Origin of the sequence: Pseudomonas sp. PA-5-4B (genome assembly GCF_021606215.1) — a bacterium.
GTDB lineage: Bacteria > Pseudomonadota > Gammaproteobacteria > Pseudomonadales > Pseudomonadaceae > Aquipseudomonas > Aquipseudomonas edaphica.
Genome location: NZ_WKDB01000098.1, coordinates 1 through 18987, shown reverse-complemented (window position 1 = coordinate 18987; position 18987 = coordinate 1). Strand labels below are relative to the sequence as shown.

Below are 18987 nucleotides of genomic sequence, written 5' to 3'. Positions count from 1 at the left end.
CGAGGCAAGAGCGCGAAAGTCGCGCTCATCGCCTGCATGCGGATACTGCTGATCAGACTAAATGCCATGCTGCGAGACGGTACAGAATGGCGCTGACGGACGGTGGGTTAAGACAGTTGCTCCCACAGTTGAATCCGGTCAAGCCAGGCGCATCGGCGGCTACAGTAGATCCGCCGGGGTCAACTGCTGGCCCCGCCATTCAAACGCAACTGGCGCCAGCACCTGGTCGATCTGCGCATCGCGCCATAACTCGGCCATTGTCTTGTCGACTTCAGGGTGCACGCGATCCGGCGCCATCAACGACAACGGCCACAGCACAAAAGCATTCTTCAGGATCTCTGCGCGGGGCAGGATCAAACCATCGAAATTCCCCACCAGGTCACCGTACAGCAGCACGTCGATATCCAACGGCAGCCCTTTGCGGTCCGGGGCATAACGACCATTGTCAGCCTCGATGAATTTCAACCGACGATCCAGCTCCATCAACGGCAGGTCGGTATACGCCGACACAACAAGGTTGAAGAATGGCCCGCTCTTGATGCCCACCGGCTGGCTTTCAAACACCGCGGAGCAGCGTACATCGGTCAAGAAGCTCGCCAACGCGTCCAAGCCGGCACACAGGTGCGGCTCGCGCTCGATATTGCTGCCAAGGCCAAGGTAAACCTGAGTTAGCGACATCCGCGCTCGATCTCCACGCCCACGCCTTTGGCAGCCGGTACGGCGCCGGGCTTGGTCAATTTGAGGTGCAGCCAGGGAATCTGGAATTCGTTCATCAGCACTTCGGCCAACCGCTCGGCAAAGGTTTCCACCAACTGGTATTGGGATTGCTCGGCAAAGGCCTGGATACGCGTGGACACACTGGCGTAATCCAGCGCCAGGGTCAGGTCGTCACCGGCGGCCGCCGGGCGATTGTCCCAGGCGAAGCTAAGGTCCAGGCGCAGACATTGCTTGATGCCGCGCTCCCAGTCGTAGGCCCCGATTACGGTGTCGACTTCCAGGCCTTCGATAAACACTCTGTCCAAGCTCTTCTCCGCAGCACGACAAGGGCGCATTGCCCCGGTTAGAATCAGGGCGTCCTCGCCCGGAATAGTTAGCATGTTTTGGTTACTGGCGATTCTCGCCTACCTGCTCGGCTCGCTGTCCTTCGCCATTTTGCTCAGCCGCCTGACGGGAAATCCCGACCCGCGAATGAGTGGCTCAGGCAATGCCGGCGCCACCAATATGTTGCGCCTGGCCGGCAAGAAACTCGCCGTACTGACGCTGCTGGGTGACCTCTGCAAGGGCTTGTTGCCCGTACTGATCGCCAGCTTCGCCGGTCTTACCTTGCAACAGCAGGCCTGGGTGGGCGTGTGCGCCGTCCTGGGCCATCTGTTTCCGCTGTACTTCCGTTTTCGCGGCGGCAAAGGCGTCGCGACCGCGGCCGGCATGCTGCTGGGGGTTTACCCTCCGGCAGCGCTGCTGGCCGTGCTGGCCTGGCTGCTGACGTTCTACCTGACCCGCACCAGCTCGCTGGCCGCACTGATCGCCACGCCACTCACCCTGCCGCTGCTCGCCTGGCAGGCACCGGCGGCGTTGCTGCCGATGAGCGTACTGACACTGCTGATCGTGTGGCGCCACCGCGGCAATTTACGCGACCTGTTTGCCGGGCGCGAACGGCATTTTTAAATACCGTTGATGAGCCCCGCGCAAGCCAAGCCACTTAAAGCGGTGAAAGCTGCTCCATCGGCCAGCGTGCCTGCACGCTGATCGCCAGGCTTTCGTGCTGCCCGGCCTGCAAGCGCTGGCAACCGGCGTAGGCAATCATTGCACCGTTGTCGGTGCAAAACTCAGGGCGCGCGTAGAACACGTCACCCTTCATGTCGCCGAGCATTTTTTCCAGCGAGGTACGCAGCGCCTTGTTGGCGCTGACGCCGCCTGCGATCACCAGACGCTGCATGCCCGCCTGTTTCAGGGCGCGCTTGCACTTGATGGTCAAAGTCTCCACCACGGCCTGCTGGAACGCCAGCGCGATGTCGCAACGGGCTTGTTCACTGTCGTCCCCGGCGCTGACGCTTTGCTGCCAGGTGTTCAGTGCGGAGGTTTTCAAGCCGCTGAAACTGAACATCAGGCCTGGGCGGTCGCACATCGGGCGCGGGAAGGTGTAGCGGCCCGGCACACCTTTTTCGGCCAGCCGCGCGATTTCCGGGCCACCGGGATAATTGAGGCCCATCATCTTCGCGGTTTTGTCGAAAGCTTCGCCGGCGGCGTCGTCCAGCGACTCACCCAAAAGCGTGTATTGGCCGATTCCATCCACCTGAACCAACTGCGTGTGGCCACCGGAAACCAACAAAGCGACGAACGGGAACTGCGGCGGTGTTTTTTCCAGCATCGGTGCCAGTAAATGGCCTTCCATATGGTGCACGCCGAGGGCTGGAATACCCCAGGCAAATGCCAGCGCCTGGGCGCAAGAGGCCCCAACCAGAAGGGCTCCAACCAATCCTGGGCCTGCGGTATAGGCGATCGCGTCGATCTCGGTCGGCACGCAGCCGGCCTCGTCCAACACTTGGCGAATCAAGGGCAGCATGCGCTTGACGTGATCTCGGCTGGCCAGCTCCGGCACCACCCCGCCATAGGCGCGGTGCAGGTCGATCTGACTGAACAGTGCATCGGCCAAAAGCCCGCGTTCACTGTCGTAAAGTGCGACACCGGTTTCGTCGCAGGAGGTTTCAAGTCCCAGTACTAGCATGGGTTTGCGCCTTGTAGAGGCTGAATTCGAAGGCGCGCATAATAGTCGCCACTCCCCCTCCCGACTAGCGGTTTTCGATCAGAGGCTTTGCATTCCGGTCAATGAGGGGTTAACATCCGCAACCCTTAAAAACCGACGACCTCAGCCGCGAATTTTTTGCGACGAGAACGTTGATTCCCGGTAATGAAAGAAGGTAGCTCTGGATGCCAGCCGTCAAAGTAAAAGAGAACGAACCCTTCGACGTAGCTCTGCGTCGTTTCAAGCGCTCCTGCGAAAAAGCCGGTGTTCTGGCTGAAGTTCGTAGCCGCGAATTTTATGAGAAGCCAACTTCTGAGCGTAAGCGTAAAGCAGCAGCCGCTGTTAAGCGTCACGCCAAGAAAGTTCAGCGCGAACAGCGCCGCGCCGTTCGTCTGTACTAATACACAGACTTACGTAGCAAGCTTCTGCCAAGCCCGGCCCTCAGCCGGGCTGTTGGCATTTGCGGATATCGCTTGATGCTTCACCGTCGACGCCGCACACGCGACCGAGACACTGCTTCACACGTCAGGACTGGCTCTTCTGCCAGCGGTGCGCGTCTCTTCTGACGAGCCTAACAAGGCTACTGACGAGCACACCCCTTTTTCTTGCAACACAGATTCTACAAACAGACGATCAACTGTGTCGGCTGTGCCCATCAAGGCTTTTCCGAGGCTGCTATTGGCCAACACCGGACGCCAGGGCAACATTTCCAAGCCGAAGACTGATACAAACTAACGTCAGTGAATGCTCGGCAGATACACTCCCCATGCAAACGATAGATGTTCGAGCACTCGATACGTGCGCTTGATCACTTCACGGGCCCTCATTTACACGCAGTGATGACGAGAACGCCATGGCCGGGCTGATTCCCCAGAGTTTTATTGACGACCTTCTTAACCGCACCGACATCGTCGATGTTGTCAGCTCGCGCGTGCAAATGAAGAAGGCCGGCAAGAACTACACCGCCTGCTGCCCGTTCCACAAAGAAAAAACCCCGTCATTCAGCGTCAGCCCCGACAAGCAGTTCTACTACTGCTTCGGTTGCGGCGCGGGCGGCAATGCCCTCGGCTTTATCATGGACCACGACAACCTGGACTTCCCCCAGGCTGTCGAGGAACTGGCCAAAGCCGCCGGCATGGAAATCCCCCGCGAAGAAAGTGGCCGCTCGCACAAACCGCGTCAACCCACTGATTCGCCGCTGTACCCGCTGCTGACGGCCGCTGCCGACTTCTACCGTCAGGCGCTTAAAAGCCATCCGCAGCGCAAGGCCGCCGTCGAGTACCTCAAGGGTCGCGGCCTCACCGGTGAGATCGCCCGGGATTTTGGCCTGGGCTTCGCCCCGCCGGGCTGGGACAACCTGTACAAGCATCTGAGCAGCGATACGCTGCAGCAGAAGGCCATGATCGATGCCGGTCTACTCGTGGAAAACGCCGAGACCGGCAAGCGCTATGACCGCTTCCGCGACCGCGTGATGTTTCCGATCCGCGACAGCCGTGGCCGCATCATCGCTTTTGGTGGCCGCGTGCTCGGGGACGACAAGCCTAAATACCTGAACTCCCCGGAAACGCCGGTATTTCACAAGGGCCAGGAACTCTACGGCCTGTTTGAAGCGCGCAAAAACAATCGCAACCTCGATGAAATCATCGTGGTGGAAGGCTACATGGACGTCATTGCCCTGGCGCAGCAAGGCCTGCGCAATGCCGTCGCTACCCTGGGCACCGCCACCAGCGAAGAACACATGAAGCGTCTCTTTCGCGTGGTGCCCAGCGTGCTGTTCTGTTTTGACGGCGACCAGGCCGGCCGTAACGCCGCTTGGCGTGCGCTCGAAGCCACGCTGTCGAGCCTGCAGGACGGGCGCCGCGCGCGCTTTCTGTTCCTGCCCGAAGGCGAAGACCCGGACACCCTGGTGCGCTCCGAAGGCACCGACGCCTTCCGCGCCCGCATCAATCAACACGCACAGCCGCTGGCGGACTATTTCTTCCAGCAGTTAACCGAAGAAGCCGACCCGCGCTCCCTCGAAGGCAAGGCCCACATGGCCACCCTCGCAGCGCCGCTGATCGACAAAGTGCCAGGCGCCAACCTGAAGTCACTGATGCGCATGCGCCTGCTGGAAATCACCGGCCTGAGTGGCGAGGCCGTCAGCCAGCTGGTGCATAGCGCACCGCAGGAAGCGCCACCGGCCTACGACCCAGGCATGGATTACGACGCCATGCCGGACTATTCCGACTTCCACCAACCGCAGGAGGCCTATGCGCCCCAGCAGGAGTGGACACCGAAGAAACCCGGCGCCGGCGGTAAAAAATGGGACAAGAAACCCTGGAACAAGAACGGCAAACGCGGTGACCGCGACGAGGCATACGCGCCGCGAACTCCTGTCGCCGTCGAAGCTCCAACGCTCATTGCGCTGCGAACACTTATTCACCACCCGCAATTGGCAAAAAAAGTTGAGAGCGCCGATCACTTTGCCAACGAGAGCAACACGTATGCTCAGGTACTGATCGCCTTGATTGAGGCGGTACAGAAAAATCCTAAGCTAAACTCAATTCAATTGATGGCTCGTTGGCACGGCACCGAACAAGGACGCTTGCTTAAAGCACTGGCGGAAAAGGAGTGGCTAATTGACGGCGACAACCTTGAACAACAGTTTTTAGACACCATTACTAGGTTATCCGCAGGTCAGCACACGCAGACCCTGGATGAGCTGATCAAGCGTGCAAGGCAGCCGGGATTGTCGGCTGAAGAGCAAATTCAGATAGCAAAACAGATGCGCGACCTCTTAAAACAGAATGTTTGTACATCTAACCCGACCTCAGCTGGCGTGTGAGGTCATAGCTCGGGTATAATCCTCGGCTTGTTTTTTGCCCGCCAAGACCTTCAGTGGATAGGGTGTTATGTCCGGAAAAGCGCAACAACAGTCTCGTATTAAAGAGTTGATCACCCTTGGTCGTGAGCAGAAATATCTGACTTACGCAGAGGTCAACGATCACCTGCCTGAGGATATTTCAGATCCTGAGCAGGTGGAAGACATCATCCGCATGATTAATGACATGGGGATCCCCGTACACGAGAGTGCTCCGGATGCGGACGCCCTTATGTTGGCCGACTCCGATACCGACGAGGCAGCTGCTGAAGAAGCGGCTGCTGCGCTGGCAGCGGTGGAGACCGACATCGGTCGTACGACTGACCCTGTGCGCATGTATATGCGTGAAATGGGTACCGTCGAGCTGCTGACACGTGAAGGCGAAATCGAAATCGCCAAACGTATTGAAGAGGGTATCCGTGAAGTGATGGGCGCAATCGCGCACTTCCCTGGCACGGTTGACCACATTCTCTCCGAGTACACTCGCGTCACCACCGAAGGTGGCCGCCTGTCTGACGTTCTGAGCGGCTACATCGACCCGGACGACGGCATTGCGCCGCCTGCCGCCGAAGTACCGCCGCCCGTCGATGCGAAAGCCGCGAAGGCTGACGACGACACCGAAGACGACGATGCTGAAGCCAGCAGCGACGACGAAGATGAAGTTGAAAGCGGCCCGGACCCGATCATCGCAGCCCAGCGTTTCGGTGCGGTTTCCGATCAAATGGAAATCACCCGCAAGGCCCTGAAAAAGCACGGTCGCTCCAACAAGCTGGCGATTGCCGAGCTGGTGGCCCTGGCTGAGCTGTTCATGCCGATCAAGCTGGTACCGAAGCAATTCGAAGGCTTGGTTGAGCGTGTTCGCAGTGCCCTTGAACGTCTGCGTGCGCAAGAACGCGCAATCATGCAGCTGTGTGTACGTGATGCACGTATGCCGCGGGCTGACTTCCTGCGCCAGTTCCCGGGCAACGAAGTAGACGAAAGCTGGACCGACGCACTGGCCAAAGGCAAGGCGAAATACGCCGAAGCCATTGGTCGCCTGCAGCCGGACATCATCCGTTGCCAGCAGAAGCTGACCGCGCTTGAGACCGAAACCGGTCTGACGATTGCTGAAATCAAAGACATCAACCGTCGCATGTCGATCGGTGAGGCCAAGGCCCGCCGCGCGAAGAAAGAGATGGTTGAAGCGAACTTGCGTCTGGTGATCTCGATCGCCAAGAAGTACACCAACCGTGGTCTGCAATTCCTCGATCTGATCCAGGAAGGCAACATCGGCTTGATGAAGGCGGTGGACAAGTTCGAATACCGTCGCGGCTACAAGTTCTCGACTTATGCCACCTGGTGGATCCGTCAGGCGATCACTCGCTCGATCGCCGACCAGGCTCGCACCATCCGTATTCCGGTGCACATGATCGAGACGATCAACAAGCTCAACCGTATTTCCCGGCAGATGTTGCAGGAAATGGGTCGCGAACCGACCCCGGAAGAGCTGGGCGAACGCATGGAAATGCCTGAGGATAAAATCCGCAAGGTATTGAAGATCGCTAAAGAGCCGATCTCCATGGAAACGCCGATTGGTGATGACGAAGACTCCCACCTGGGTGACTTCATCGAAGACTCGACCATGCAGTCGCCAATCGATGTCGCCACTGTTGAGAGCCTTAAAGAAGCGACTCGCGACGTACTGTCCGGCCTCACTGCCCGTGAAGCCAAGGTACTGCGCATGCGTTTCGGCATCGACATGAATACCGACCACACCCTTGAGGAAGTCGGTAAGCAGTTTGACGTGACCCGCGAGCGGATCCGTCAGATCGAAGCCAAGGCACTGCGCAAGTTGCGCCACCCGACGCGAAGCGAGCATCTGCGCTCCTTCCTCGACGAGTGATACCAGAACCCCCGGCCCAGGCCGGGGGTTTTGTTTTCCATAGATTACTTTCTATGGATTAACTTCCCCCGCAACACCCCCTCCCCCGCAATGCCCGTCTACACTCGAAACATTCCCCGTGCCATAACGAGACCGTTATGCCCAGACTGCCGACCGTGATACTGCTGTCGCTGCTCGCCTGGACCGCAACGGCTGGCGCGTTGACTCTTACTGATGATGAGCGTGGCTGGCTGGCGGACCATCAGGAGCTGCGCCTGGGGGTGGACGCTTCTTGGCCGCCCTTCGAATACCGTGATGAAAATGGCCGTTATCAAGGCCTCGCAGCCGACTATGTACGCCTGATCCAGGACCGCCTGGGCGTGCGGATCAAGCTCATCGAGCCGGCAAACTGGACCGCCGTGCTCGAACAGGCGAAAAACAACCAGCTCGACCTGCTGCCCGGCATCATGTCGACGCCCGAACGCCAGAATTACCTGGCCTTTACACGTCCGTACCTGGATTTCCCGATCGTCATCCTCGCCCATGAGGGCGGCGCGAAACCGCGCAACCTTAAAGACCTGTACGGCCTGAAGATCGCCGTGGTGGAAAACTACGCGCCGCACGAATTACTGCGCACCCACCATCCCGACCTCAACCTGGTGGCCATGCCGAACGTCAGCTCGACGCTGCAAGCCCTGGCCACCGATGAAGTGGATGCGGTTGTCGGCGACCTCGCCTCCAGCGTCTGGAGCCTGCGCCAGCTCAAGCTGGATGGTTTATACGTCAGCGGCGAAACGCCCTATCGGTACCAGTTGGCGATGGGCGTGCCGCGCGACCAGAAAATACTGGTGGGCATCCTGGACAAAGTCCTCGCTGACCTCAGCTCCGACGAAACCGACGCGATCCAGCAACACTGGGTCGGCAGCTTCACCGATCACCGCACCTTCTGGGCCGACTTGCTGATGTACGGCCTGCCGGCGGTGCTGCTGCTGAGCACCGTGTTGGCCATCGTGATTCGCATCAACCGCCGGCTCAGCTCGGAAATTGCCCGGCGAGTCGCCCTTGAGCAAGAGTTGCGCAGCAGCGAATACCACTATCGCGGCCTGGTCGAGAGCCTGTCCGCGATTGCCTGGGAAGCCAGCATCACCGACTTCACCTACAGCTACGTTTCGCCCCACGCCGAAGACCTGCTGGGCTATCCCCGCGCCCATTGGCTGATTCCAGGCTTCTGGCGCAACATCATCCACCCTGCCGACCTGACCCGAGCGGAGGCATTCTGCTTCCAGGAAACCCGCGCCAACCGCGATCACAGCCTCGATTATCGAGTGATTACCGCCGACGGCCGTTGCTTGTGGGTGCGCGATATCGTCAGCCTGATCGAGCACGGCCATGAGCCGGTGTTGCGCGGTTTGATGATCGATATCAGCGAAGCCAAGCGCACAGAGGAGGCTTTGCAGCTTTCCGAAGAGAAGTTTGCCTCGGTGTTTCAGCAATGCCCGGACATCCTGGTCATCGCCCGCCTCTCTGATGGCTGCCTGCTGGAGGTGAACAAGGCATTCGAGGACCAGATTGGGCTGAGCGCCGAACAAGTCGTGGGCAAGACCGCCACCGAGCTGAACATCTGGGGCATTCAAGGCGTCGGCCCCGACCTGCTGCAACGTGTGCAGACCACCAGCATCCGCAACCTGGAAATGCCATTTCTGCGCAGCAATGGCCAGGCATTTACCGGGCTGATCTCCGCCGAACCGTTCCAACTCGACACCACAGAAGCCTTGGTGGTGGTGGTGCGTGACATCACCCAACTCAAGGAAACCCAGCAACTGCTGCAAACCTCCGAAGAGAAATTCGCCAAGGCCTTCCACGCCTCACCCGACGGTTTGCTGCTCAGCCGCCAACGCGATGGGCTTTTGATTGAAGTGAACGAAGGCTTCACCCGTCTGACGGGCTTTAGCAGTGCGAACTCGCTCGACCAGTCGACCCTGGACCTGGGCATCTGGGTCGACCTCAACGAACGCAAGCACATGCTGGAACTGATGCAACGCGACGGTTTTGTGCGTGACTTCGTCTGCCATATCCGCCGCGCCGACGGCTTGATTCGCCTGTGCGAAGTCTCCAGCCGGCCGCTGCCCATCGGCGAGGATGACTGCATGCTGACCATCGCCCGTGACATCACCGAACGCCAAGTGATGCAGGAAAAACTGCAACAGGCCGCCACGGTGTTCGAGAGCACGGCCGAAGGGGTATTGATCACCGACACCCGGCAGAACATCAGCGCCGTCAACCGCGCTTTCAGCGAGATCACCGGCTACAGCGAAGCCGAAGCCCTTGGCAGCACGCCGCGCCTGCTCGCCTCCGGCCTGCATGACAGCGCGTTCTATGCGGCGATGTGGCATCAATTGACGGCTCACGGCCACTGGCAGGGCGAGATTTCCAACCGCCGCAAAAACGGCGAGCTATACCCCAGCTGGCTGACCATCAGCGCCGTGCGTAACCGCGACCAGTTGATCACACACTTTGTTGCCGTGTTTGCCGACATCTCCAGTCTCAAGCACGCCCAGGCTCGCCTCGATTATCAGGCACACCACGACCCACTGACCGGCCTGCCCAACCGCACCCTGTTTGAAAGCCGACTGCAAGCCGCCCTCACCAGCCAGGAAGAAACCGGTCACCAAGGCGCCGTGCTGTTCCTCGACCTGGACCGGTTCAAGCATATCAACGACAGCCTCGGCCACCCCGTCGGCGACCTGCTGCTCAAGGACATCGCCGTGCGCCTCAAGGAGCAACTGCGCGACATCGACACCGTGGCACGCCTGGGCGGCGACGAATTCATCATCCTGCTGCCCGGCCTGCAACAAGCCAGCGATGCCGAACACCTGGCCAATAAACTGCTCGCCTGCTTCACCCCGCCGTTCCAGGCCGGCGAGCATGAGTTCTTTATCAGCGCCAGCATCGGCACCAGCCTCTATCCACAGGACGGTACCGACGTCGCTACCCTGGTCAAAAACGCCGATGCCGCGATGTACCGCTCCAAGGCCAAAGGCCGCAACCGTGTCGAGAGCTACACTCGCGACCTCACCGCCCAGGCCAACGAACGCGTGGCCCTCGAGCACGAACTGCGCCGTGCCATCGAGCGTGAAGAGCTGTTTCTGTACTACCAACCGAAGCTCAGCCTGGTCACCCAGGAACTGATCGGCGCCGAAGCATTGATTCGCTGGCACCACCCGACCTTTGGCGACGTGCCGCCGGAACACTTCATCGCCCTGGCCGAGGAGAACGGCACGATCCTGCAGATTGGCGACTGGGTACTGGAACAGGCCTGCCGTCAGATGCACACCTGGAAACGCGCCTTCAACGATTTCGGCCCGCTGTCAGTCAACCTCGCCGGCGCACAACTGCGTCACCCCAACCTGCTCGCGCGCATCGAACAACTGTTGCACGACTACCACTTGGAGCCCGGTTGCCTGCAACTGGAGATCACCGAAAACTTCATCATGAGCCAGGCCGAAGAAGCCCTCGAAGTGCTGCACCAACTCAAGCACCTGGGCGTGCAACTGGCCATCGATGACTTCGGCACCGGCTATTCTTCACTCAGTTACCTCAAGCGCCTGCCACTGGACTTCCTCAAGATCGACCAGTCTTTCGTGCGCGGCCTGCCCGACGACCCCCACGACGCCGCCATCGTGCGCGCCATCATCGCCCTGGGCCACAGCATGCAATTCACCATCATCGCCGAAGGCGTGGAAAACCCCGCACAACAAGCCTTCCTGGCCGCCGAAGGCTGCGAACAGATGCAAGGCTACATCGTCAGCCTGCCGCTGCCGCCGGAGCTTTTTGCCGAGACTTTTCTTCATATGCGGGTTTCAGACTTTTCGGATGGCACAGCACGGAAACCGTCGCTATAATCCGCGTCCTACTGAGGGCCTATAGCTCAGTTGGTTAGAGCAGAGGACTCATAATCCTTTGGTCGTAGGTTCGAGTCCTACTGGGCCCACCAAACAAGAAAGCCGCGCATTGCGCGGCTTTTTCGTGTCTGGCATTCGACTCAAACGGCCAGTTCACGCAGCGCTGCCGTCGCCAAAAACCCTGACCGCGATGCATAGCGATGATCCTTCTGCACTCGCTCATCAATGCGGTGCAACAACTGCTCCGGCAAAGAAGCGTTGAACCGCACCGACTTACCCAAGTACGGAGTCAGGTCAAAGTCGACAATCGCCCATACGCCACCGGCGTAATCCGGATTGTCCAGATGAACATCCACCTCTTGGGCCTGAGGAAGCTTTTCTTCGTCGGCGACCAACCCTTCGAGATGCAGCGCCAGCGCTTCCCGAACATTATCCAACGCCTCGGAAAACGAAGCGCCTGCCGAGAAGCAGCCTGGTACGTCCGGAACGGTCACGCTGTAGTCCGAGTCGGCGTCTTTATGTACTACCACTGGGAATTTCATTGGTCATCCTCGTCCGGGCTTGTCTTACGCCTTAAAGCTTAAGCATCTAAACCGGGCTGACCTGCCCACACTCCAAAGCAGTCTCATCACACATCAGCCACAAAGTGTACTTCTTGAATTGTGGGTGCATGGTGATTTTCAGCAGCTCCAAAGAACTCACTTCCTTACGACGCTGCAATTCATAACTCTTCCACGTTGAAAGATTGATCCCAGTGGCTTCGCACAACTGAACCTGCGTCAGCCCTTCAGCGCGGCGGATTTCTCTTAATTTCTCAAAAAGCTCCATAGACCCCTCTTGACAGGTGTACGAATGCGACCTAAATTGACGGTCGCGTACGTACACCTTTTGACGACATATTTTATGGAGCTTATCAAAATGCAGGTAGCCACCGGCACGTCTGATGTATTCCCCCGGAAATTTGCTCATAGAGCGAAATCCGGCCAGCGATTCTTACGCTACAAAATGCCCGTTTATGACGTCATCCAACGTGCAACACAATCCGGAGATGCCCAATGAGCAATGTAGAGGACGTGAGCACCATTGGAGCAGTGACATTCGCAGACTGCGGAGAGAACAAATACGATATGAAAGTGCTGCGCGTCAACGCGGGTGTACCTATGCGGGAAGCGCTGGAGCACGCGTCCCATCTGCTTTACTACGCAAAGGTTCTTTCTCTGGAAGCAGCCATGGATACCGAAGGAGAGCACTACGCGTTTGCCTCGCACTATCTAGGCGAAATGGGCAAGGCGATTGTTGACGACATATCGCAAGCGCTGCTGCCAGATGGTCCAAAACTTCAGTAAACCAAGCGAGACTCGCGCCCTTCCCGCTTACGGGAAGGGCGCGGACTAGTGCAGGATAGGCATACCACCGGTAAAGTACCCGCGTATTAAGCTGTTGCCTAGGAGGGAAACTGCTATGCAAAGCCAGGCTCGTTGGCAACTGTTCAATATCGACTCGTTGATTGAGGAGCTCCAGGGCGAAGCTCCTGATGGTAAGACCCTCGACTTGTATGTCGCCTCATTGGCCTTCAAAAACTTCGACTTTGTTATGCGGCGACTGCCCTTCGTGTTTGAAAGCGTGACCTACAACCCGAATGTCTGGCAGACGCTTGTGCAAGCAGCGCCGCTAAAATTCCGAATACGCGACACGTTAGAGGAGGTGCTGGTATTTGTTCAGACCGAACACTGCGGCTGCCTACGAACTTATCGCTTTAAACGACAGCGGGGTTTAACCGCCGATGAAATCGTTGCCAACGGATGGGTGACGCTACCCACAACCCGAGCCCTCTATGACCAGCTCGATACGCCAGCAGCCAGATCGGTGCATGACGCGTGGCACGCATAGAGGACCCAAACCACACAAGAACCGACAGCCTTAGCTGAGGGCCGCTTCCAGAACACGTCGGTTACCCGCTCATTAATCTTCTCCGGGGTAGGTGGGTGTGTAGCTTGTGCAGCCCCGGCCGTCGCTTCTGCACGTACAACCCTAGGAACTAATGCAGGCAGAGGGGTACTCATCCAATTGCCCCTCTGTGCGGTTCATATGGAGTCTGCACGGCAGCAACCTAGCGTGATGCGATTTCTCGAGTCTTTGTTTTCAATGTCACTGAATCTTCCCGACGTTGAGCGCGCAGAGGCAATCCCCGATGAGCTAATTCCTCATATACACGCGCTGGTCGCCGAGGGACTTAATGGCGAAGTGGGAGAAGCAGAAAAGCGACGACGTGGCTGGCACTTAAGAATTCCACTAACCGGAGGATGGCATTGGTTGCTGCGGCTGAACAACCTAATGGACTATGCGTACATGCTGTACCAGCCCGGTGTATCTAAAGAAGTATATCGGGCCGATTCTGCGCCGGATCACCCCGACCTGCCATTCTTTCCAGACCATGAGCACTCCAAACCTTACAAAAAAAGCGACAGGACAGCGCCCAGCTTCTTATATGGAAATCCGCTGTTTGATCTCAAACGTCTACGCGACGTGGAACGAGAGCTACGAAATGATTGATAAATGCGAGGCATGGCCATGTTACCGGGCCCTGTGAAGCAAGGCCCCGCAGCTGAGGGCGCTTGTATCTCAAGGGCCCCTACTAACTTTTCGAGGCTAGGCATGCGTGTCAATCAATTATGGTGACCTGAGTTGAAGCGAAAAGCTTGCTGGATACTATTTCCCGTTTAGCCGACTCAGGGCTGCTACTGAAAATTATTATTTTTAGATCCTTGGCCGCTCGCGAAAAACAAACATAGGCCAAATTGTAACTTTTCGTCTTCTGACCTTCAGTAGGTTCTTTTCCAGACGTCTGAGGTGTGAATAACTTAGAAAAGCTATATTGATTCCAATTTGCTTCGACATCATCAAAAACCACTAAAACCTTCGGAAACTCCTCCCCTTTAACACCATGCTGCGTGCTATAAGGTGTCATCTTAGATATAAATTTGCAAAATGCAGGCAATTCTTCGCAAGTAAACTTGAAAAATTCGTCGCATAACCAATCCCCCTTGTCCATATAATGAACCTCATCATCATATTCTTCTATGCGTGGAGCACGAAAAAGATGTTCTTCCAGCCTGTCATTTTTGTGAAAAAGGTCGTTATCACGCGCGAACCGCAGAACGTCAAAGGTCGTCCCTGCCTTCCAAATATCACTCAACCTTTTAATACTATTTCTTATTTCCAATGAAACATCTCTAAGAGATTTATTCTTATTCTTCCCTTCGGGGTCCAACGCGGGGCTTGCTTCTCTGAGCAATGCAGATATTGCAGCCCAATTTCCAGCTTCAAAATAATTAATCAAAGGCACCAGATTGTTTACAAATGGCGAAATCAGATAGTGACTACCCTCTTTAAAAGCATCCTCTGAATTTTGTGACGAATAAGAACCAGTAAATAATTTGTTCAGTTTTGAGAAACCTAGACGAACAGCTATCATCTGCCGTGTTAGATATAGCTGCTTAACCTCACCGTCCTCCTGCCAGCCGAATTTTTCCAAAGCCTTATCGAATTTCAATATATTTTCTTGGAGTTGCCGTGATGAGTAAGTATTTCGCTCACCCTCCCCTTTTTCAGATCTTATTAATAGCAATTCAACGCTGCCCTGGGCATTATCGGTGCTAGGTTCTTGCTTGAGTTCGTGCCGTATTGCATTGAGTAAATTTATCACCTCTATCGAACATCTGTAGTTGATATTTTTCTCAATAATGCATGTCCCTGGCGGACCTTGGAAGTTTCCTGCACGCTTTTCATAAATTTGTTGAACTGGATCACCGAAGTAGCCGGTAATAGGAAGACCGACACTACCCGAAATATCATTGAAGGCATCAATGACATGCGGAAAGGTATCTTGAGCCTCATCAATAAAAATATAAGGAAACCGCTGACCGACAATCTGACGAAGAGACTTATTGTTTGATATTAAGTCCGAGGCAACATCAATGATATCGTCGTGATCCAAATGCCCCTTTACAAAGTCACTATACCCACTTTCGTTATATCTAAAAGATTCAGTTTGTTCTATGACGGTCAAAGCATGGCTGAGCCTCTCAATCTGCGCTCGCGCCTTTATTGCTTCTTTGCTATTTCCTTTCGTCTTTTCTTGTTTTTTTTGAACTCTTTGAGGGATTATATTATTTTTTATCGACTCTCTAATATCGTCTTGATAACCACTTATCTGGCTCCACATGAATCCGTGAATCGTAGAAACCAAGAATAATTCATTTAGGTTTGTACGTTGTTTTATAACGTTTACGCCCGCATTTGTGTAGGTAATGCATGCAACCTTTTGACCTGCGGCTAGCATTCGAGGCCCATGAGTAGCGGCTATATGATTTAAGGCTTTAACTAATGATCCCGTTTTGCCAGATCCTGCACCTGCGATCACCAAAAAGTTAGTCATAGAATCGATGAGCGTTCTTATTTTATCATCTGGATCAATAACCACGGCACTCATTTAACCACCTCGACTTGAGTCTCGAACATCAGAGCTATATCTGTCGTTGAACTCAATGTAGCGGTGAGCCATATTAGGCCGTCAGATATATACTCCGGCGATTTCCATTTTTCGAGAGTTTCGATTTGATTTAATGCAAACTCTACTTTTTTAAAATTCGAAACAACCTCATCGTACGTTTGCGTGTAGTGCTGATCCAGAGTAGCTTCGTCGGAGTACTCAATCAAAACATCTAACTTGCCCGCTTTCACCAAGTCAAAATTAGTGTAAATGAATGACTCTTCGAACGTCCTAGGAACTATTTTTTTGGTTTCCGTCTTGGTTTCAATCTCAATAGATTCCTGGAATGTCACGTAAATCCTACTATCGGGAACCATTTTTTGATGCTGCTTCAGAGCCAACAAACTTGATATCAATCTGTCTTTGTCATACTTGATTTTCGCCTCCCCTTTCAGGCCTTTCTTTCCATTAAGAAGCAGGGTAGTAATGCATGCATTACTACTAACTGAATCTGGGGTATCGGCTCGGCAAGACTTTCGATTATCACTCCTATCCACAGAGTCCAAATCAGTTATAACAAGACATGTCAAATCTAGAAATTTTATTAGCGGTAGAAACTTGTGCGCAAATGCACCTCCAAGCTGGAGGGTAGAAATGTAGGCGTATTCCAGGATAGGGTGCTGATTTTTTATTATGTGCGGTAGCAATATACGCTCTACTGTTCCCTCTATTATTATCGCCGCGTCGGCAAAAAATAGATCACAGTGAGTTAGGGAGAGATATTTTTGGAGGAAGTGCAGATTCTCTTGCTCTGTGCTTTCGGAAGCGAATTTAGCGAGATTCAATATTTTAGTTGCAGTTGTTTTTTTGCTCGTGGATTTCGACGCACCTAAATTGCTTAAACATCTCCGGAAATATCGAATTGTTTTAAAATCTGCTTCCGCAATAATGTGTGAGGAGTGCGTGGTGATTACTAACTGCGGGCAATGTGTCTCATGCCCTAAATTTTTCGTTGTTCTGCGAATTGCGTGTCGTATCTTTCGAATAAATACTTGTTGCACCTGCGCGTGCAAATGCGCCTCAGGCTCTTCTATGAATATTATTTGGCAAAGTGGACGATCCACCTCAGTGTTAAACCATTGGATTTGGAAGTGAGCGACTTGAATCGCCATGTATATAAGGTTCTTATACCCCAGCCCATTATAGGATTCGGGAAGGGGATGTCTTGCGTCCGCATCAAAATACGTGAGAATGGCATTGCCGCCTAAAGCTTTTTCAGGATTGAGATTTGAAATAATTTTAAGTGTTCGGTCATTCGCTCCAGGAAAACCCAGTTCCTCTATTGTCTGAATTAAGGACTCAAATTCTTTCTCATAATGACTTGTAAGGTTATCATTGCTTTTTTCAATTATTTCTAATGATTCATTGTCATTATTAAGCTTATTTAGATTATGCTGATAAAAATCAAAGAATATATCTGACAAACGATTGCTTTTAGATGACGAGCTTTCGTCAATATTTCGTTGTGCATCAACAAAATCCACTCGAATCAACGATGCCAGAGCCTTTCTGCCAACTTGATAGTCCAGCGGATGAAGAACTATGGTAGCGTTAGGCTGCGTTTGCTCCAACACATAGTATTTCAAGCTGAAATATTTTTTTAGCACTCCGTCTTGACCCAAGTAGTGACTGAGTGACTTGCGCGCCCGCTTACTTTCACTTGTAGCGTCTGTAGTTACAGGATAAGACTTATTGTAATCTAGAAGAAGCTGCTCTGGGGACGTTACAGAAAATTGCAATCGAATCCCAGCTTCAACATCCTCGACGCCGATCCTAGGCAACAGGTAGGCAACACGCCCATACTCAATGTCAGGATTAAATGAAAACCAAAGGTCAAGTTCTATTGAGGGAAGTGACTCTTGTGAAAGTTTCCTGCCTTCACCAAAGGCATCGAACTCATCAATTAACTCTGTTGGAAAATCATGTATCTTAAAGTCGAGCCGATTTGATACAAAAGTTCTAAATGCTACAGTAGCCGACGTTTTCCCAGCATTATTTGCGCCTACAAATATCGTTTCATTAGATTCCAGACTGATTTCGACATTTTCGAGCCGCCGAAAGTTTCGAACATTGTATCTATCTAGTCGCATCTGGCTACATCCCTTTAACTTTTCCGCTGGAGGTGTTATTCGCAAATACTTTTCGCGACTAGAGGTAAATGTTACTGTACTCCCTGTTTTTGAGCATGTAACAGTTGTTTCAACATTGAGATTCAGGGACAAATTTTCGCCGCGAATTCCTTGCCACTGAGCAAGGTACTTTAAAGACCCGAATTTTTTGAGCTTTCTGTCAACTGAGCTAATACCTCCTTTCCATCCTAGGATAGGAAGCTCTCCTGCATCGCATTGCGCTTTTAAAGCAGGATTCTTTTGTCCAACTTCCCTACCAACCTCCCAACATTTTATCAGTCCTTTATCGACGCCGCTCCAGTATTCATCATGTGTTAGCCCACATCTAATGGGCTCCGAAACCTCGCGAAATACTTGTGAGCACATAACTCTTCCTTGTTGGTCTCGTCGGCCTATTTCGGTATCCCAGGCGGGTAAAGGCTATTTGATACTACTGCCAGCTGAATCTATTGTATAGCCGAAGGATAGCGCCTCCCTTTGCCTTAGCACTCTCACGAAATTGCCCTGACTCCGCTAACACAAAGACACTGGCCGAGGCAGTGCCTCCCTACAGGCATAGGACGTCAGGGCTGGATGCTGTCCATGGCACGTACTCACAGGGTATCAATAGTTAGCTCCCCCAGAATGGTTAGGCTATTCGATGCTTCCTGAGGGGGACTAATCCGCTGCAAAATCAGTACAACCACGGTACAGTACCCAGCTTGAGCAACCTTCTCAAAATTACGCTCAACACCTGTAACGACGGGGCCTCCAGCTATGCCAACCTACGTTCACCTTCGAACGATTTCTCTAGGCATAGCAGCTCGCCCAGCAACTCATAATCCCTTGGTCGTAGGTTCGAGTCCTACTGGGCCCACCAAACAAGAAAGCCGCGCACTGCGCGGCTTTTTCGTGTCTGGAAGTCTGTAACATACCTCCCCACTGCCCATCGCACCGGAGC

Annotated in this window: 15 protein-coding genes, 1 tRNA gene and 1 pseudogene; 10 read left to right on the top strand and 7 right to left on the bottom strand. The window is 54.2% G+C overall.

Annotated features, from left to right (window positions below; translation table 11 throughout):
* Nucleotides 1–96, top strand: a pseudogene (locus GIW28_RS28630) (IS110 family transposase); the annotation flags it as partial.
* Between the two features lie 63 nt (nt 97–159).
* On the opposite strand, the gene folK reads toward GIW28_RS28630, so the two are convergent.
* Together folK and folB are read right to left on the bottom strand one after the other, a co-directional pair.
* A complete protein-coding gene (folK, locus tag GIW28_RS28625; RefSeq protein ID WP_138449758.1) occupies nt 160–678 on the bottom strand; it encodes a 2-amino-4-hydroxy-6-hydroxymethyldihydropteridine diphosphokinase in 519 nt (172 codons plus the stop codon).
* Nucleotides 669–1022 carry a dihydroneopterin aldolase gene (gene folB, locus GIW28_RS28620; protein ID WP_017138053.1) on the bottom strand — a complete coding sequence of 118 codons (354 nt, stop codon included), beginning with the start codon at nt 1020–1022 and terminating at the stop codon, nt 669–671. Before folB ends, folK begins: the two co-directional genes overlap by 10 nt.
* 73 nt (nt 1023–1095) lie before the next feature.
* Here folB and plsY point away from each other — a divergent pair, with 73 nt between their 5' ends.
* On the top strand, nt 1096–1665 hold the full coding sequence (gene plsY / locus GIW28_RS28615; RefSeq protein WP_056857845.1) for a glycerol-3-phosphate 1-O-acyltransferase PlsY: 570 nt from the start codon (nt 1096–1098) through the stop codon (nt 1663–1665).
* Nucleotides 1666–1699: 34 nt separating this feature from the next.
* On the opposite strand, the gene tsaD is transcribed toward plsY, so the two are convergent.
* A complete protein-coding gene (tsaD, locus tag GIW28_RS28610) occupies nt 1700–2725 on the bottom strand; it encodes a tRNA (adenosine(37)-N6)-threonylcarbamoyltransferase complex transferase subunit TsaD (protein WP_017138051.1) in 1026 nt (341 codons plus the stop codon).
* Nucleotides 2726–2928: 203 nt separating this feature from the next.
* Here tsaD and rpsU point away from each other — a divergent pair, with 203 nt between their 5' ends.
* From rpsU to GIW28_RS28585, 5 genes are all read left to right on the top strand, one after another.
* Nucleotides 2929–3144, top strand: a complete 216-nt coding sequence (rpsU, locus tag GIW28_RS28605; protein WP_002551877.1) for a 30S ribosomal protein S21 — start codon at nt 2929–2931, stop codon at nt 3142–3144.
* 452 nt (nt 3145–3596) lie between these two features.
* Nucleotides 3597–5567 (top strand): DNA primase, encoded by a 1971-nt coding sequence (gene dnaG, locus GIW28_RS28600; RefSeq protein ID WP_017138050.1) that lies wholly within the window; start codon nt 3597–3599, stop codon nt 5565–5567.
* A gap of 67 nt (nt 5568–5634) precedes the next feature.
* Complete coding sequence (gene rpoD / locus GIW28_RS28595; protein ID WP_017138049.1) at nt 5635–7485, top strand: RNA polymerase sigma factor RpoD; 1851 nt, start codon at nt 5635–5637, stop codon at nt 7483–7485.
* Nucleotides 7486–7622: 137 nt separating this feature from the next.
* Entirely contained in the window at nt 7623–11366 is a 3744-nt protein-coding gene (locus tag GIW28_RS28590) for an EAL domain-containing protein (RefSeq protein ID WP_236447617.1), read from the top strand.
* A 15-nt stretch (nt 11367–11381) separates the two neighbouring features.
* Nucleotides 11382–11458 (top strand) — tRNA-Ile (locus GIW28_RS28585).
* A 48-nt stretch (nt 11459–11506) separates the two neighbouring features.
* Here the strand turns inward: GIW28_RS28585 and GIW28_RS28580 are convergent.
* Nucleotides 11507–11908: a type II toxin-antitoxin system HicB family antitoxin gene (locus GIW28_RS28580; protein WP_099550415.1), complete on the bottom strand. Its 402-nt coding sequence runs from the start codon at nt 11906–11908 to the stop codon at nt 11507–11509.
* 46 nt (nt 11909–11954) lie between these two features.
* Nucleotides 11955–12335, bottom strand: a complete 381-nt coding sequence (locus GIW28_RS28575) for a helix-turn-helix domain-containing protein (RefSeq protein ID WP_236447618.1) — start codon at nt 12333–12335, stop codon at nt 11955–11957.
* An 86-nt stretch (nt 12336–12421) separates the two neighbouring features.
* Between GIW28_RS28575 and GIW28_RS28570 the strand changes: the two genes are divergently transcribed.
* The 3 genes from GIW28_RS28570 (at nt 12422) to GIW28_RS28560 (ending at nt 13919) form a co-directional block, all read left to right on the top strand.
* Nucleotides 12422–12712, top strand: a complete 291-nt coding sequence (locus tag GIW28_RS28570) for a DUF3077 domain-containing protein (RefSeq protein WP_236447619.1) — start codon at nt 12422–12424, stop codon at nt 12710–12712.
* Nucleotides 12713–12827: 115 nt separating this feature from the next.
* Nucleotides 12828–13256: a hypothetical protein gene (locus GIW28_RS28565; protein WP_236447620.1), complete on the top strand. Its 429-nt coding sequence runs from the start codon at nt 12828–12830 to the stop codon at nt 13254–13256.
* Nucleotides 13257–13481: 225 nt separating this feature from the next.
* On the top strand, nt 13482–13919 hold the full coding sequence (locus GIW28_RS28560; protein ID WP_236447621.1) for a toxin-antitoxin system TumE family protein: 438 nt from the start codon (nt 13482–13484) through the stop codon (nt 13917–13919).
* 109 nt (nt 13920–14028) lie between these two features.
* On the opposite strand, the gene GIW28_RS28555 is transcribed toward GIW28_RS28560, so the two are convergent.
* Together GIW28_RS28555 and GIW28_RS28550 are read right to left on the bottom strand one after the other, a co-directional pair.
* Entirely contained in the window at nt 14029–15858 is a 1830-nt protein-coding gene (locus tag GIW28_RS28555) for a UvrD-helicase domain-containing protein (RefSeq protein ID WP_236490460.1), read from the bottom strand.
* Nucleotides 15855–18413 carry an ATP-dependent nuclease gene (locus tag GIW28_RS28550; protein ID WP_329606507.1) on the bottom strand — a complete coding sequence of 853 codons (2559 nt, stop codon included), beginning with the start codon at nt 18411–18413 and terminating at the stop codon, nt 15855–15857. Before GIW28_RS28550 ends, GIW28_RS28555 begins: the two co-directional genes overlap by 4 nt.
* Nucleotides 18414–18987: the final 574 nt, after the last annotated feature.